We start from the raw sequence: 12,904 nt of genomic DNA on the forward strand, positions 1-12,904 counted from the left end.
CTTTGGCAAACGGAGAGGCGAAAAACGCGAAAGCAATGGCGCGAGCCTAGCAGAGCGGAGGGAATTTTCAACTTTGGGCTGTGGTGGCCCGGCTTGTCAGACGGGGCAAAAGCGGGCAGAAGCGCGCCATGGTCAAGCAGATGGACTATCATACGCTGCGCGAGGTCTTCACCCGCTTCCGCGATGCGGAGCCGGAGCCGAAGGGCGAATTGAACCACGTCAACGCCTATACGCTGGTGGTGGCGGTGGCGCTGTCGGCGCAGGCCACGGACGCGGGCGTGAACCGGGCGACCGAAAAGCTGTTCCAGATCGCCGACACGCCGGAGAAGATGCTGGCGTTGGGCGAAGAGGGCGTGATCGAGCACATCAAGACGATCGGGCTGTTCCGCAACAAGGCGAAGAACGTCATCAAGCTGTCGCGAATCCTCGTGGAGGAGTACGGCGGCGAGGTGCCCTGTTCGCGTGCGGCGCTGGAGTCGCTTCCCGGCGTCGGGCGCAAGACGGCGAACGTGGTGCTGAACATGTGGTGGCGCTACCCGGCGCAGGCGGTGGACACGCATATCTTTCGCGTCGGCAACCGGACCGGGATCTGCCCCGGCAAGGACGTGGTCGCGGTCGAACGCGCCATCGAGGACAACATCCCGGTGGATTTCCAGCAACACGCGCATCACTGGCTGATCCTGCACGGGCGCTACATCTGTGTCGCGCGTAAACCGAAGTGCAAGGCCTGCCTGATACGGGACCTCTGTCCCTTCGAGGAGAAGACGGAATGAAAAAGTACCAGCTGGCCGGAATCGGCAACGCGGTCGTGGACGTGATCGCGCGGGCGGACGACAGCTTTCTCGATCACATGGGGATCGAGAAGGGCATCATGCAGCTGATCGAACGCGAGCGGGGCGAGACACTGTATGGCGCGATGGGCAACCGGGTGCAGACGCCGGGCGGATCGCTGGCCAACACTGTGGCGGGTGCGGGCGCGCTTGGGCTGCGGACGGCGTTCTTTGGCCGGGTGAAGGACGACGCGCTGGGGCGGTTCTACGCCGATGCAATGACCAACGAGGGCATCGCATTCGTCAATGCACCGGAACCGGGGGCGGAACTGCCGACCTCGCGCTCGATGATCTTTGTCACGCCGGACGGCGAGCGGTCGATGAACACCTATCTCGGGATCTCCTCGGAACTGGGGCCGGAGCACGTCGACGAGTCCGTTGCGGCCGATGCGGAGGTGATCTTTCTCGAAGGATACCTGTTCGACAAGGACAAGGGGAAAGAGGCTTTCCTGAAGGCCGCGCGCGCCTGTACGGCGGCGGGCGGCAAGGCGGGGATCGCGATTTCCGATCCCTTCTGCGTGGAACGCCACCGCGAGGACTTCCTGCGGCTGATCGAGCACGAGATGGATTTCGTCATCGGCAACGAGGCGGAGATCCGGTCGCTGTACCAGAACGACGACCTTGAGGCCGATCTTGCGGCGGTCAGCGCGATCTGCCCGCTGGTGATCTGCACGCGGTCCGGCGACGGGGTGACCATCGTGAAGGACGGGGTGCGCACCGACGTGCCGGTCAAAAAGGTAGTGCCGGTGGATGCCACCGGCGCGGGCGACCAGTTCGCCGCCGGGTTCCTGTATGGTCTGGTCACGGGACGCGACATGGAAACCTGCGGGCGCATGGGGTCGATGGCGGCGGGCGAGGTGATCGGCCACATGGGCCCACGCCCGGAGGCGAGCGTCTCCGCCCTGTTCAAGGCGGCCGGGCTGGCCTGAGGTCTGGCCCGAGGTCTGGCCTGAGGTCTGGCCTGAGGTCTGGCCCAATATCTGCCCCCCCAAGGAGGGATGCCGTGAAGCGATTCACGGCGACCTTCCACTTATTAACGGAATAATCACGTTAGCCATCTTCCGGTTTCCGGGGAGGAGGGAGTAGCCTTCGGCGGCAAAGTTATTCCTCCCGGAGATTGGATGTCTCGTATCATTGTCCTGCGCGACCGGACCGACAACTGGCGTCGGCCCGCGGTGCCCTTGGCGGCTTCGGTCGCCCCGCTGCGCCCCGAGATCCCCGCGGAGCCGATGCTGGAAGTTGTCGAGGTCGATCCCGCCGGGCTGCGCCAGTTGATGCGGGACCCCAGCGTGCTGACCGTGGCGCCCGCCATGCCGACGCGCATCGTCAATCCGGAGCCACTCGACGACCTGCGCAGCACCGATGTAGTGCCGGGCTGGGGCGCGCGCGCCATTGGCGCCGACTGGACCCAGAGCACCGGCGCGGGCGTGCGGGTGGCGATGCTGGATACCGGCATTGACAAGGCGCACCCGGCCTTTGCCGGGGTGACCATCACGGGACAGGATTTCGTCGGCACCGGCCTCAGCGACGCCAATGGACACGGCACGCATCTGGCCGGCACGCTGCTGGGCCGCGATCAGGGCGGCACGCGGATCGGCGTGGCACGCGGCATCACCGACCTCAAGGTGGGCAAGGTGCTGTCGGACAACGGTTTCGGGCGGACGGACGGGTTCCTCAGGGCGGTGCTCTGGGCGTTTCGGGAGCAGGCCGACATTATCGCCTTTGCCCTGAGTTTCGACATCGCGGCGCAGGTGGAGGTGCTGACCCGCGACGGCTACCCGCGCGTGCAGGCGACCACGGCGGCGGTGAACGCCTATCGCGGCAACCTGCGTATCTTCGAGTTGATGATGGAGATGATGTGCGCCACCGGCGGGCCGCTGCTGCTGGGCGCCATCGGCAACGACAGCCTGAGGGTGATCTCTCCGGATTTCGAGACGGCGGCCTCCGCCCCGGCTGCGGCGCGACACGTCATGGCGATCGGCGCCTGCGGGCCGGGTTCCGAGGAGGATCCGGGGCTGGTGCCAGCGGTGTTTTGCAACGTCGGACCCGCGCTGGTGGCACCGGGGGTGGGCATCGTATCGGCCAGCCTTGGCGGCGGGATCAAGACGCTGAACGGCACCTCCATGGCAATGGCGCATGCGGCGGGGGTCGCCGCGCTCTGGGCGGAGGTCATGCGCGCGGAACGCGAGGCGGTGACCGCGCGCAGCCTCGCGGCCAAGCTGATCTCCACCGCCACGCGCAAGGGGTTGCGCCGCGGTCAGACCATCCTCGACTGCGGTTTCGGACTTGTGCAGGCGCCGCGCGCGCGGCTGGACTGAGCCGGAGGCCCAGCCCCCCTTCCCTGCCCCTCCACCAGCCGCCGTTCGCCAAAATGGCGATGCGGATGAACGGCCCGGAACGGAGCCTGCGGGCTAGTGCGCCTCTGACCAGGTCATGCCCTGCCCGGCATCGACCACCAGCGGCACGTCGAGCTTTATCACCGGATCGCAGGCGCCCTGCATGATGTCGCGGGCCACGCCGATAAGGTCCTCCACCGCGCCGTCCTCGACCTCGAAGATCAGTTCGTCGTGTACCTGCAAGAGCATCCTGGCCGGAAGGGTCGCGATGGCATCGGGCATCCGGATCATGGCGCGGCGGATGATGTCGGCGGCGGTGCCCTGGATCGGGGCGTTGATCGCCGCACGCTTGGCAAAGCCGGCGCGCGGTCCCTTGGCGCCGATCTCCGGCGTGTTGATGACCCGGCCAAACAGGGTCTCGACGCGCTTGTGTTCCTCGGCGAATTTCACCGTCTGTTCCATGTAGGCCTTGATGCCCGGGAAGCGGTCGAAATAGCGGTCGATGAAGCCCTGCGCCTCTGCCCGCGGGATGCGGAGGTTGCGGGCAAGGCCGAAGCCCGAAATGCCGTAGATGACGCCGAAGTTGATCGCCTTCGCCTGACGGCGGATGTCGGGTGTCATCTGATCCAGGGGAACGTTGAACATCTCGGAGGCGGTCATCGCATGGATGTCCAGCCCGTCGCGGAAAGCCTGCTTCAGCGCGGGAATGTCGGCCATATGCGCAAGGATACGCAGTTCGATCTGGGAGTAGTCGAGGGAAACCAGCTTGTGCCCCTCCGGCGCGATGAAGGCCTCGCGGATGCGGCGGCCCTCCTCTGAGCGGACCGGGATGTTCTGGAGGTTCGGTTCATTGGAGGCGAGGCGCCCGGTGACAGCGCCTGCGATCGAATACGAGGTGTGTACACGGCCGGTGTCGGGGTTCACATGTTCCTGCAGGGCGTCGGTGTAGGTGGATTTCAGTTTCGACAGTTGCCGCCAGTCAAGCACGCGGCGCGGCAGGTCGTGTTCCGTGGCAAGGTCTTCGAGCACGTCGGCGGGGGTGGAATATTTGCCGGTCTTGCCGCGCTTGCCGCCGGGGAGCGCCATCTTGTCAAAGAGGATATCGCCCAGCTGCGCGGGGGAGCCGACGTTGAAGGTCTCTCCGGCGAGGGCGTGGATCTCTTCCTCCAGCATGGCCATCTTCTGCGAGAAGGCATTGGACATGCGCGAAAGCACGTCGCGGTCGACCTTGATCCCGCGCATCTCCATGGCCTTCAGGACGGGGACGAGCGGGCGTTCGAGGGTCTCATAGACACGGGTCACGCGGGCTGTATGCAGTTGCGGTTTGAACGTCAGCGCGAGGCGCAGGGTGACGTCGGCATCCTCGGCGGCGTATTGCGTGGCCTTGTCCAGCGGCACGTGGTCGAAAGTGACCTGCGATTTGCCGGAACCAAGCAGGTCCTTGATCGGGATGCAGGTGTGGGAGAGGTAGCGTTCGGCCAGAGTGTCCATGCCGTGCCCGTGCAGACCGCCGTGCATGGCGTAGGACATCAGCATCGTGTCGTCGATCGGCGCGATCTCGATCCCGTAGCGGGAAAAGACCTTTGCGTCGTACTTCATGTTCTGGCCGATTTTCATCACCGCCGGGTCTTCCAGCAGCGGTTTCAGCAGGGCCAGCGCCTGATCCATGGGGATCTGCCCCGGCGCGAGGGCGTCGGAGGCGAAAAGCCCGTCACCCGCGCCTTCGGCCCGGTGGGCGAGCGGGATGTAGCAGGCCTCCCCCGGCGCGACGGCAAGGCTGATGCCGACGAGACCGCAGGTCATGTCATTGAGGCCGGTCGTTTCCGTATCGACGGCGAGCGTGCCAAGGTCCGCCGCCCGCGCGATCCATGCGGTCAGCGTCTCCACATCCTGGATACAAGCATAGGAGGCGGTATCGATGGCGGGCCAGTCGGGGGCCTGGTCCTGCACACGGGCGGTCGCGGCTTCGGGGATGGCAGGAGCCTCGATCCCGGCATTCTCCGCGATGCGCTTGGTCAGGGTGCGGAATTCCATCTTCGTCAGGAAGGCCAGCAGGGTTTCGGGGTCGGGTTCCCGTACCTCCAGATCGTCTAGCGTGAAGGGCAGCGCCATCTTTTCGTCGAGCTGCACCAGCCGCTTTGACAGCTCGATCTGGGCACGCATGTCGATCAGGGTCTGGCGGCGCTTTGGCTGCTTGATCTCTTCGGCGCGGTCGAGCAGTTCCTCCAGCGAACCGAATTCGTTGATCAGGAGAGCGGCGGTCTTGATCCCGATGCCGGGCGCACCGGGAACATTGTCGACCGAGTCGCCGGCAAGCGCCTGCACGTCGACGACGCGCTCAGGGCCGACGCCGAATTTCTCCATCACGCCCTCGCGGTCGATGCGGCGGTTCTTCATCGGGTCGAGCATCTCGATCCCGTCGCCCACAAGCTGCATCAGATCCTTGTCGGAGCTGAGGATCGTCACGCGCCCGCCCGCCTCCTGGGCCTGACGCGCAAGGGTCGCCATGATATCGTCGGCTTCGAAGCCCTCGATCTCCTTGCAGGCGATGTTGAACGCAAGGGTCGCCTCGCGGGTCAGCGGGATCTGCGGACGCAGTTCCTCGGGCATGGCCTCGCGGTTGGCCTTGTAGAGATCATAAAGATCGTTGCGGAAGGTGTGACTGCCCTTGTCGAAGACCACGGCGACGTGGGTCGGCGCGTCGGGGCCATGGTTGTCCTCCACGTAGCGGTGCAGCATGTTGCAAAAGCCCGAAACGGCACCGATGGGCAGCCCGTCGGATTTGCGCGTCAGCGGCGGCAGGGCGTGAAAGGCCCGGAAGATATAGGCCGATCCGTCGATCAGATGCAGGTGGCAGCCCTTGCCGAATTTCGTCGCCATGATCCATCGCTCCATGCTGTGCGCGGACGTGTGTGCCATGGCGGGCGCGCGGGTGCCAGTGGGCTTCTCCCGCGTGGGCCGGACTCCATTGGCCGTTGGGCCGAGCCACCGGGATTACCGGTCTGTCCTGTTCCGTCGGGGACCCGCGAAGACACCGTATCGTCTGCGCATGTAACGAATGCAGGCGGCATTTGCCGCAAGCCGCCCGTGTCCTTGCGTTTCATAAAGATACAGCGCGTCGAGGTCGCGGATATTCACGTCTTCTTCCACGAGGTCCTGCGCCGTGTCACCGAATGCGACACCGCTATGGATCACGCGGTGACCGTTTGCCCAAAAATGGCCCGATAACCACACGTCGTCCACGGTCCACAGGATGTCCGGGATGTCGAACGCCTCGTCCCCCAGGAAATGCGGGCGAATGAGAACGCCGCCACAGCCCTCGGCGATATCATGAACGAAGTGACGCCCCAAAGGCTCGAACCGCCCGAAGCTGGCCTTGCGGAGAAAAACATACAGTGCGCCCTTCCGCCCCCAGCGGTAGCGGTTTTCCTTCGCGCGGGACGAAACCCAGCGCTCCGTGATGACATCGTCGGGATGTGCATCGGAGGCGCTGAGCAGGCGCGCCAGCCAGCCGGGCCCGTAAATCCGGTCATCGTCCCCATAGACAAGCCGTACGTCCTGACCCCGATGACGCGCCACCGTCGGCAAAATCTTGGTCGCAGGGCCGTAGTCGCGATCCACGACCTGCACATCGCAGTTCTTCGGAAGGTCCGACACATCGAGACGGCCCATGGAACGCCTGCTGTACTCGCGGGGGATGTTCACCTCGATCGCAGCGGGCGCGGGGTCCTGCGCCCAGATGCTGTCGATTGTCCGCCGCAGTGTTGCAGCACGGGATGGAATCGTCGTCAGGGAGACGACAACTCGTGAGTTCGTTTCAGCCATCTTGTCTACGCGGAACTGGTTATAGCTGGGCGGCTGGGCGGTTGGCCGGGACGGTCAGACCTTGCCTTCGAAATCCTTGTGGACGAGCTTTGCGTCGCAGTAGGGGCATTCGACATAGCCCTTGTCGTGCGGGATCTGAAGCCAGACACGGGGATGGCCCAGCGCGCCCTCGCCGCCGTCGCAAGGGATGCGGTAGGCCTGGACAATGCGGGTTTCGGGTGCCTGCGTGGTCATGTCGGTCCCTCATTGGCGGAATGCTGGTCCATGGCGTTATGCGGGAAGCCGCGCGCCGGGGCAAGAGCGCGCGGCGCGCCATGGTTGATTGCCGCCGTGCGGCTGGACGCGCCGCTGCGACCGGCCGCCGGCGCATGGCGCGCGACCGTCATGCCGGTTGCAGCATCCGGCCCAGCCTGCGCCCGGCGAGGATATGGACGTGCAGGTGCGGCACCTCCTGCACGCCGTTCGTCCCGGCGTTGGAAATCAGCCGCCAGCCGTCCGCTTCGAGCCCTTCCATACGGCAGACTTCGCCCACGGCGCGCACATAGTCGACGATCTCCGCATCCGTGGCCGCGTGTGCGAAGTGGTCGAAGCAGACATAGGCGCCCCTCGGGATAACGAGGATATGGGTCGGCGCCTGCGGGGCGATGTCGCGAAAGGCGAGCGAATGCTCGGTCTCCAGCACGGTTTTGTTGGGAATCTCGCCGCGCAGGATCCTTGCGAAGATGTTCTGGTCGTCATAGGCGTAGGCCATGGGGGTGCTCCGTTCCGGTTTGCCGACACCAAAAGCGGAATTGGCGCCGGACGCAAGCACACCGCCGGAGCGGGCGTGAAGATTTCCCGAGAGAGAAATCTTCACGCGGGCAAGCACTTCGTCGAAAAGCTTGCGACCCTCACTTCGTCTGGAACGCGATGGGCCACATGAAGTCGAGCGGCATGAAGCCCTGCCCGAGATAGGCGACCTCGCTGCAGGCGTCCTGCATGTTGTAGCCGGGATGGAGCTTGCCCACCGGCACGCTGAAGGGGAAGAAGACCGGCGCCTTTTCCCAGTCGTCCTTGCAGGGATTCTTGATCGCCGGGTTGCGCTTGAACTCCGGGTTCGGGCGGTAGGACGCGGTGGCGTGGCAGCCATGGCAGCTGGCTTCGAAGGCGACCCAGTTATAGGGCTGCGCGGTGTTCCACTTCCCGGCAAAGTCCTCCATGTTGGTATGGCCGAGGATCACAGGTTCCCCCCTGCCATCGACGGTGAAGCGGATCTGCGTGCCATTGGGCGCGAGGTTTTCGAAGCCGAAGCCCTCGGATTTCATGTCGGTCAGAAGCCGTTCGATCAGCGCGGGATCGAGCGGCGCGCGCTGTGTGATGAGCGCATCACGGACATGCTGCGTGCCGGGGTTGTTGTTGAATTCGAAGGTGGACCAGAACCAGCTCGGGTCTTCTGAATAGAAGATGTCGTAGGGGCTGCTGTGGTCGAGCGGCCGCATCTTCATCATGATGTGCAGGCCGCGCCACCAGTATGTGCCACCCTGAAACGGGAAGGTCAGCGCGCCCTCGGGGGCCGGGCTGCCGTCGGTGACCTGCAGCCAGGACGCCTTGAGTTCGATCGAGCCGACCGGCATTTCCACGGTGTCGTGGGTTTCGAAGAAGGTGGCCACCCCGGCCTTTGTCGTCAGGCCGTTTGCGATCAGGTAGTCATAGGCGATCTGGTTGCGGTTGACCTCTTCGTTGGCGCCATCGGGGTCTTCGGTCGAGATATGCGTGGGCTCTTCCTCCGAGAGCGTCATGCGGGCGAAATCCTTCTCCTCCGTGGAGGGCCGCATCTGGTTACGCGGCTCCCTGGCGTCGAAGTTGAAGGCGGCCAAAGTGTTCTTGCCGTCCTGCGGCGCGGGGTCGAAGGTTTCCGGGTCGGTGGCCCAGGACATCCACAAAGGCGCCTGCCCGGTGTCATTCATGCCGGGGCCGTCGCTGTCGGGGATCAATTCGGTAACCCGGGCAAAAACGACCCATGCGAAGAGTTCGCGCAAGTAGAGGTTGTCGGAAAAGGCGATATCGACGCAGTCCGAGGCAAGCTGGTCGAAAGGCTTCATCGTCCAGTCGTGCAGGCAGTCGGCGGCGGCCAGAACCGCCTGATCGGGATCAAGGCGCTCTGTCATGGTCTGGGCCTGCGCGGCGGTGGCGGCGAGGATGAGAGCAAGCGGGGCAAGTACGGGTTTCATGAATGAGGTCCTCCAATGCGCGCAGCCTGCCATCAGCCCATCGTTCCGGCAACCACAGATTGATTCCGTTCGGAATATTTTCACGCACGACGGGGCCGCAGGCGCGGAACCGCGTTGAGTTTTCGCGCCCCGTACCTATATTGGAATTGCTACGTTATTCGAGCGCATCCTGTCTCCGACCTCGGCCACAGCCTGCTTTTCGGACCGACCGGCCCGGTTGCCGTATATCGCGGGTAGCGCTGAAAGAGGGAGAGGACATCATGACAAAAGACAACGCCGGGACATGGCCGCGGGTACGGATCACATGAGCCGGGACCTCGAAGACCTGCTGGCGGCGCGGATGACGGAGGCCGCCTCTGCGACGGGGCGCAAGCCGGGTGATGGCCTGTTCAAGGATGCGACGGGGCAAGCTCCGCGCACGGCGCTCGACAAGACTTCCGCCGCGGCGCGCGACATCATCGACACGGAAAACCGTCAGCGCGCGGACCGCACCGCAGAGCTGCGCGCGGCGCGGCTGGAGCGGGACAAGACGGAGAAGAAATGACGCCGGGGCGGGGTCGCGGCCCCGTCCCACCTCCGGCCCGTCGGGAAAGCAATCGGTAATCAGTCGGCGAAGAGGTCGTCGAGCGTCACGATGTCCTGCGCCACGCTTTCCGGCGCAGTGAGGAAATCCGCGAGGACACGGGCGTTGGCTTCGGCCTGGTCGGTCTCGCGGATGCGGTTGTGGTGATCCAGCCCCGCGTCCCGGATGCGGTCGCTTTCGTGCAGGAGGTCATCGCGCACCGTGGGCAGCAGCCCGGCGATGGTCTCACGCGGGGTGCGGTCGCCAGCAAGTCCCGCGCGGATCGCATGGCGTATCAGGTAATCCTCCGAAAACTGGCAGTCTATCTCGAGAATTCGGGTTGTGGACCGATCGCGGTCGAAATCCTCCAGCAGGTCAAGGCTGGACGGGTCGATGCAGACCAGAAGACGGTCGGAGTCGTAATGGTCGAACAGCATCCGCAGCAGGGCCACACGGTGGCGGTGGCGCTTGGCCATGGTCGACTGGATGCCGCCAAGGTCGGGAAGCGCGCAAGCCTCGTCGTTGAAGAGGTATTCGACGCAGGGAATGTTGGTCGACTTGCTGATCTGCCGGACCAGCCGCCTGGCGACGTTCCACTTCTTGCAGACAACGATGAGCAGTTCACGCTCGCGCCCGAGCGAGCTTTCTTTCTCCCAGAAGCGCGGCGCAAAACGGCGGCCAACGCGGCCCTTGCCGGTGAGGAACTTGTACAGGGCGCTGCCTTCGTTGGTGATTTCGAAGGTCGCCCCCCTGGCGGAAAAAAGCACCCCGAGGCGGTGCTTGAGTTCCAGCGCCTCCGGGCTGATCTTGCGCGCAAAAAGGAAATCCTGCCCAAGCAGAAAATCGTAATGGTCGTTGTAGAAGGCGACTGGCATGCCGTAATCGGTGAACATCAGAAAGGTGAGCGTGCGGCTCTCGATCTCGGTTTCCGGGACAAGGTGGCGCACCAACGTCTGAAAGAAGGTCTCGTCCGGAATCCACGTCGTGGCGAAAAAGCGCATCACGTCGCGGCGCATCTTCGCAAAGTCCAGAATCCATTCGATTGTGCGGCGGCGCAGGCACCACCATTGCGAACCGATCATGACGTCGATGTCCGCCGGGATCTTTCGCGTGAGGCCAAACCGTTTTTGCAGGTTGAACATCGCGTAGAAGCGGCGCTTCTGCCTGCGTTCGTTGAACCAGTGGCGGTAGATCAGGCGCTCTTCCTTCCAGCCAGTCTTGATCCAGCTGGATTCGAAGTAATCGACGCTTTCGATGTAGTCGCGGTCATGCCGGTCGAGGAAATCATGCGCGTATTCGGCGGACTTGATCGCCATGCAGTCGCCCGAAAGCATGTAGAAATGCGTGGCGCGCGGAAAGGCGTCGATCGCGGCCTCCACCGCCTTCAGCGTGGCGGCGACCAGCGACCATTCCCCCCAACCGCATTTCAGACGCTTCGCGGCGAAGGTGACGTTGGGGTCCGGGTCCAGGGCGGCGCGGATCTGTGCGTAGTCCCGCGCAGGGGCATTGCCGTCGAAGTGAATGGCGATGCAGTCGCCCGCCGCAGTCAGGCTGCGCGCCTGGCGGATGATAGCGTCCGGGTCCTTGTGACACAGAAGGATGAAGGCAATTTTCGCCATTCAGGAAACGGTCTGCCTCGATCTTATTGTATCGGTTCTGCTATTAAAGGTGAACGGACGTTGAATAAACCTGAAAACTTTGGTTTTTTGGCGCCGCACGCCCGCGTGGCGGGCCAGAGGCGACAAGAACAGATCAGGCCAGAGGCAGGGCACTATGGGTTTTCCCGGAACGTGGATGACCGAAAGCGAGAGCGTGGTGTACCGGGTCGTCCCGAAATGCGCCTGCTCCACCATCGGCCAGATCCTGTATTATTCCGATCACGGTGAATTCTACGACGGCGACATCCATGATGCTACTGCCGGTATGCATAAATGGGCGATCGAGGACAGCCAGCCGAAGATCAAGGCCAACGTGAAGGCGCGGACCTCCTACGCTTTCACCTGCGTGCGCAATCCTTACACGCGCATCCTCTCGTCGTTCTTCGACAAGATTTGCGGCATCCAGCGCAACGGGAAACGTTACCGCGGCAATCTCGTACCGCTCTTGATGCAGAAATACGGCGTCGAGGTTGGCGGCGATGACGGCAAGGAGGAATTCGACCAGGTGCGGTCGTTCCGCCGGTTTCTGCTGTTCGCCCGCGACACCATCCGCTGGCGCCGCCCGATGGACCCGGACATCCACTGGTCGGCCATGTCCGGGCACGTAAGTACCTTCATCGTGAACGGCGGGCGCTACGACAAGATCTTCTGGACCGAAAAATTCAACGCGGGGATGCAGGAGGTCCTGGACAGCATCCAGACACCGCATAGTCTCGATCTGGCGACCATCCCTCGGTTCAACGAAAGCGAGGGCCACGGGCCGAAACGTGCGCATCCGGTCGAGGACTACTTCGACGACCTGTCGAAACATCTGGTCTACGAAATCTACAAACGCGATTTCGAGCTGTTCAAGTACGACTTCGAAAACCCGGGCAACAAGATGCCGGTGGGGGAAATCGACCTCGACGAGGTGCACGCAAAGCTGGGCGACTGACGCGGCCCGGCCGAAGCCCTCACTCGGAGGCGGGGCGGACTTTCCACTAAAATCCGCGCCCTGCCGGGAAGCTCAGTCTTCCATCGCCTTGATCATGTCCACGCGGGTGCCATGGCGACCGCCTTCGAATTCGGTCTCCAGAAAGGCGTCGACGATGGCGAGCGCAAGGCCCGGACCCACGACGCGTTCACCGATGGACAGCATCTGCGCATCGTTGTGGGCGCGGATCATCCGGGCAGAAAATTCGTCGGCGCAGACACCGCAGCGGATGCCCTTCACCTTGTTCGCGGCCATCATGATGCCCTGCCCGGTGCCGCAAAGGATGATGCCGAAACGACAATCGCCGGAGGCGACCTTTTGCGCCGCGGCCTCGCCATGCAGCGGGTAATGCGTGCTTTCGGGGCTGGTGGGGCCGATGTCGACGGCCTCCCAGCCCTTGGCCTCGATATGCCTGGCGATCTGCTGGCGCAGCGCGATGGCTGCGTGGTCGGAAGAAAGGACGATACGCTTGGTGTCGGTCATGGTCTGAAGAGTCCTGTGAGCAGAGAT

Annotated in this window: 12 protein-coding genes; 5 read left to right on the forward strand and 7 right to left on the reverse strand. The window is 63.9% G+C overall.

From position 1 onward, the window contains the following. Positions 1–128 precede the first annotated feature (128 nt). The 3 genes from nth to J5474_RS11545 all read left to right on the forward strand — a co-directional run bounded on the left by nth (position 129) and on the right by J5474_RS11545 (position 3,148). A complete protein-coding gene (gene nth, locus J5474_RS11535; RefSeq protein WP_209361074.1) occupies positions 129–773 on the forward strand; it encodes an endonuclease III in 645 nt (214 codons plus the stop codon). Continuing rightward, on the forward strand, positions 770–1,759 hold the full coding sequence (locus J5474_RS11540; RefSeq protein WP_209361075.1) for an adenosine kinase: 990 nt from the start codon (positions 770–772) through the stop codon (positions 1,757–1,759). Before nth ends, J5474_RS11540 begins: the two co-directional genes overlap by 4 nt. A gap of 192 nt (positions 1,760–1,951) precedes the next feature. Further along, positions 1,952–3,148 carry a S8 family serine peptidase gene (locus tag J5474_RS11545; protein WP_245216406.1) on the forward strand — a complete coding sequence of 399 codons (1,197 nt, stop codon included), beginning with the start codon at positions 1,952–1,954 and terminating at the stop codon, positions 3,146–3,148. 93 nt (positions 3,149–3,241) lie between these two features. Here J5474_RS11545 and polA read toward each other — a convergent pair whose 3' ends face one another. The 5 genes from polA to J5474_RS11570 all read right to left on the reverse strand — a co-directional run bounded on the left by polA (position 3,242) and on the right by J5474_RS11570 (position 9,201). Further along, positions 3,242–6,046, reverse strand: a complete 2,805-nt coding sequence (gene polA, locus J5474_RS11550) for a DNA polymerase I (protein ID WP_209361076.1) — start codon at positions 6,044–6,046, stop codon at positions 3,242–3,244. Between the two features lie 114 nt (positions 6,047–6,160). Further along, a complete protein-coding gene (locus tag J5474_RS11555) occupies positions 6,161–6,991 on the reverse strand; it encodes a hypothetical protein (protein ID WP_209361077.1) in 831 nt (276 codons plus the stop codon). A gap of 54 nt (positions 6,992–7,045) precedes the next feature. Next, positions 7,046–7,225 carry a zinc-finger domain-containing protein gene (locus J5474_RS11560; RefSeq protein ID WP_209361078.1) on the reverse strand — a complete coding sequence of 60 codons (180 nt, stop codon included), beginning with the start codon at positions 7,223–7,225 and terminating at the stop codon, positions 7,046–7,048. A 148-nt stretch (positions 7,226–7,373) separates the two neighbouring features. Then, on the reverse strand, positions 7,374–7,742 hold the full coding sequence (locus J5474_RS11565; protein WP_209361079.1) for an HIT domain-containing protein: 369 nt from the start codon (positions 7,740–7,742) through the stop codon (positions 7,374–7,376). A 139-nt stretch (positions 7,743–7,881) separates the two neighbouring features. Beyond that, the gene (locus J5474_RS11570) at positions 7,882–9,201 is read right to left on the reverse strand and encodes a hypothetical protein (protein WP_209361080.1); all 1,320 of its coding nucleotides are present in this window, start codon (positions 9,199–9,201) and stop codon (positions 7,882–7,884) included. 283 nt (positions 9,202–9,484) lie between these two features. Between J5474_RS11570 and J5474_RS11575 the strand changes: the two genes are divergently transcribed. Beyond that, positions 9,485–9,745: a hypothetical protein gene (locus J5474_RS11575; RefSeq protein ID WP_209361328.1), complete on the forward strand. Its 261-nt coding sequence runs from the start codon at positions 9,485–9,487 to the stop codon at positions 9,743–9,745. Between the two features lie 59 nt (positions 9,746–9,804). Here the strand turns inward: J5474_RS11575 and J5474_RS11580 are convergent, their stop codons facing one another. Then, positions 9,805–11,382, reverse strand: coding sequence for a DUF5928 domain-containing protein (locus J5474_RS11580; protein WP_209361081.1), 1,578 nt, complete (start codon positions 11,380–11,382; stop codon positions 9,805–9,807). 154 nt (positions 11,383–11,536) lie between these two features. Here J5474_RS11580 and J5474_RS11585 point away from each other — a divergent pair, with 154 nt between their 5' ends. Next, a complete protein-coding gene (locus J5474_RS11585; protein WP_209361082.1) occupies positions 11,537–12,355 on the forward strand; it encodes a sulfotransferase family protein in 819 nt (272 codons plus the stop codon). Between the two features lie 72 nt (positions 12,356–12,427). Here the strand turns inward: J5474_RS11585 and rpiB are convergent, their stop codons facing one another. Further along, positions 12,428–12,877 carry a ribose 5-phosphate isomerase B gene (rpiB, locus tag J5474_RS11590; RefSeq protein WP_209361083.1) on the reverse strand — a complete coding sequence of 150 codons (450 nt, stop codon included), beginning with the start codon at positions 12,875–12,877 and terminating at the stop codon, positions 12,428–12,430. Positions 12,878–12,904: the final 27 nt, after the last annotated feature.

The sequence above is a fragment of the Sagittula salina genome, from assembly GCF_017813235.1.
GTDB lineage: Bacteria > Pseudomonadota > Alphaproteobacteria > Rhodobacterales > Rhodobacteraceae > Sagittula > Sagittula salina.

Coding starts and splice junctions, on each gene's coding strand:
- nth (WP_209361074.1), top strand. CDS start 129: ATGGTCAAGCAGATGGACTATCATACGCTGCGCGAGGTCTTCACCCGC.
- J5474_RS11540 (WP_209361075.1), top strand. CDS start 770: ATGAAAAAGTACCAGCTGGCCGGAATCGGCAACGCGGTCGTGGACGTG.
- J5474_RS11545 (WP_245216406.1), top strand. CDS start 1,952: ATGTCTCGTATCATTGTCCTGCGCGACCGGACCGACAACTGGCGTCGG.
- polA (WP_209361076.1), bottom strand. CDS start 6,046: ATGGCGACGAAATTCGGCAAGGGCTGCCACCTGCATCTGATCGACGGA.
- J5474_RS11555 (WP_209361077.1), bottom strand. CDS start 6,991: ATGGCTGAAACGAACTCACGAGTTGTCGTCTCCCTGACGACGATTCCA.
- J5474_RS11560 (WP_209361078.1), bottom strand. CDS start 7,225: ATGACCACGCAGGCACCCGAAACCCGCATTGTCCAGGCCTACCGCATC.
- J5474_RS11565 (WP_209361079.1), bottom strand. CDS start 7,742: ATGGCCTACGCCTATGACGACCAGAACATCTTCGCAAGGATCCTGCGC.
- J5474_RS11570 (WP_209361080.1), bottom strand. CDS start 9,201: ATGAAACCCGTACTTGCCCCGCTTGCTCTCATCCTCGCCGCCACCGCC.
- J5474_RS11575 (WP_209361328.1), top strand. CDS start 9,485: ATGGCCGCGGGTACGGATCACATGAGCCGGGACCTCGAAGACCTGCTG.
- J5474_RS11580 (WP_209361081.1), bottom strand. CDS start 11,382: ATGGCGAAAATTGCCTTCATCCTTCTGTGTCACAAGGACCCGGACGCT.
- J5474_RS11585 (WP_209361082.1), top strand. CDS start 11,537: ATGGGTTTTCCCGGAACGTGGATGACCGAAAGCGAGAGCGTGGTGTAC.
- rpiB (WP_209361083.1), bottom strand. CDS start 12,877: ATGACCGACACCAAGCGTATCGTCCTTTCTTCCGACCACGCAGCCATC.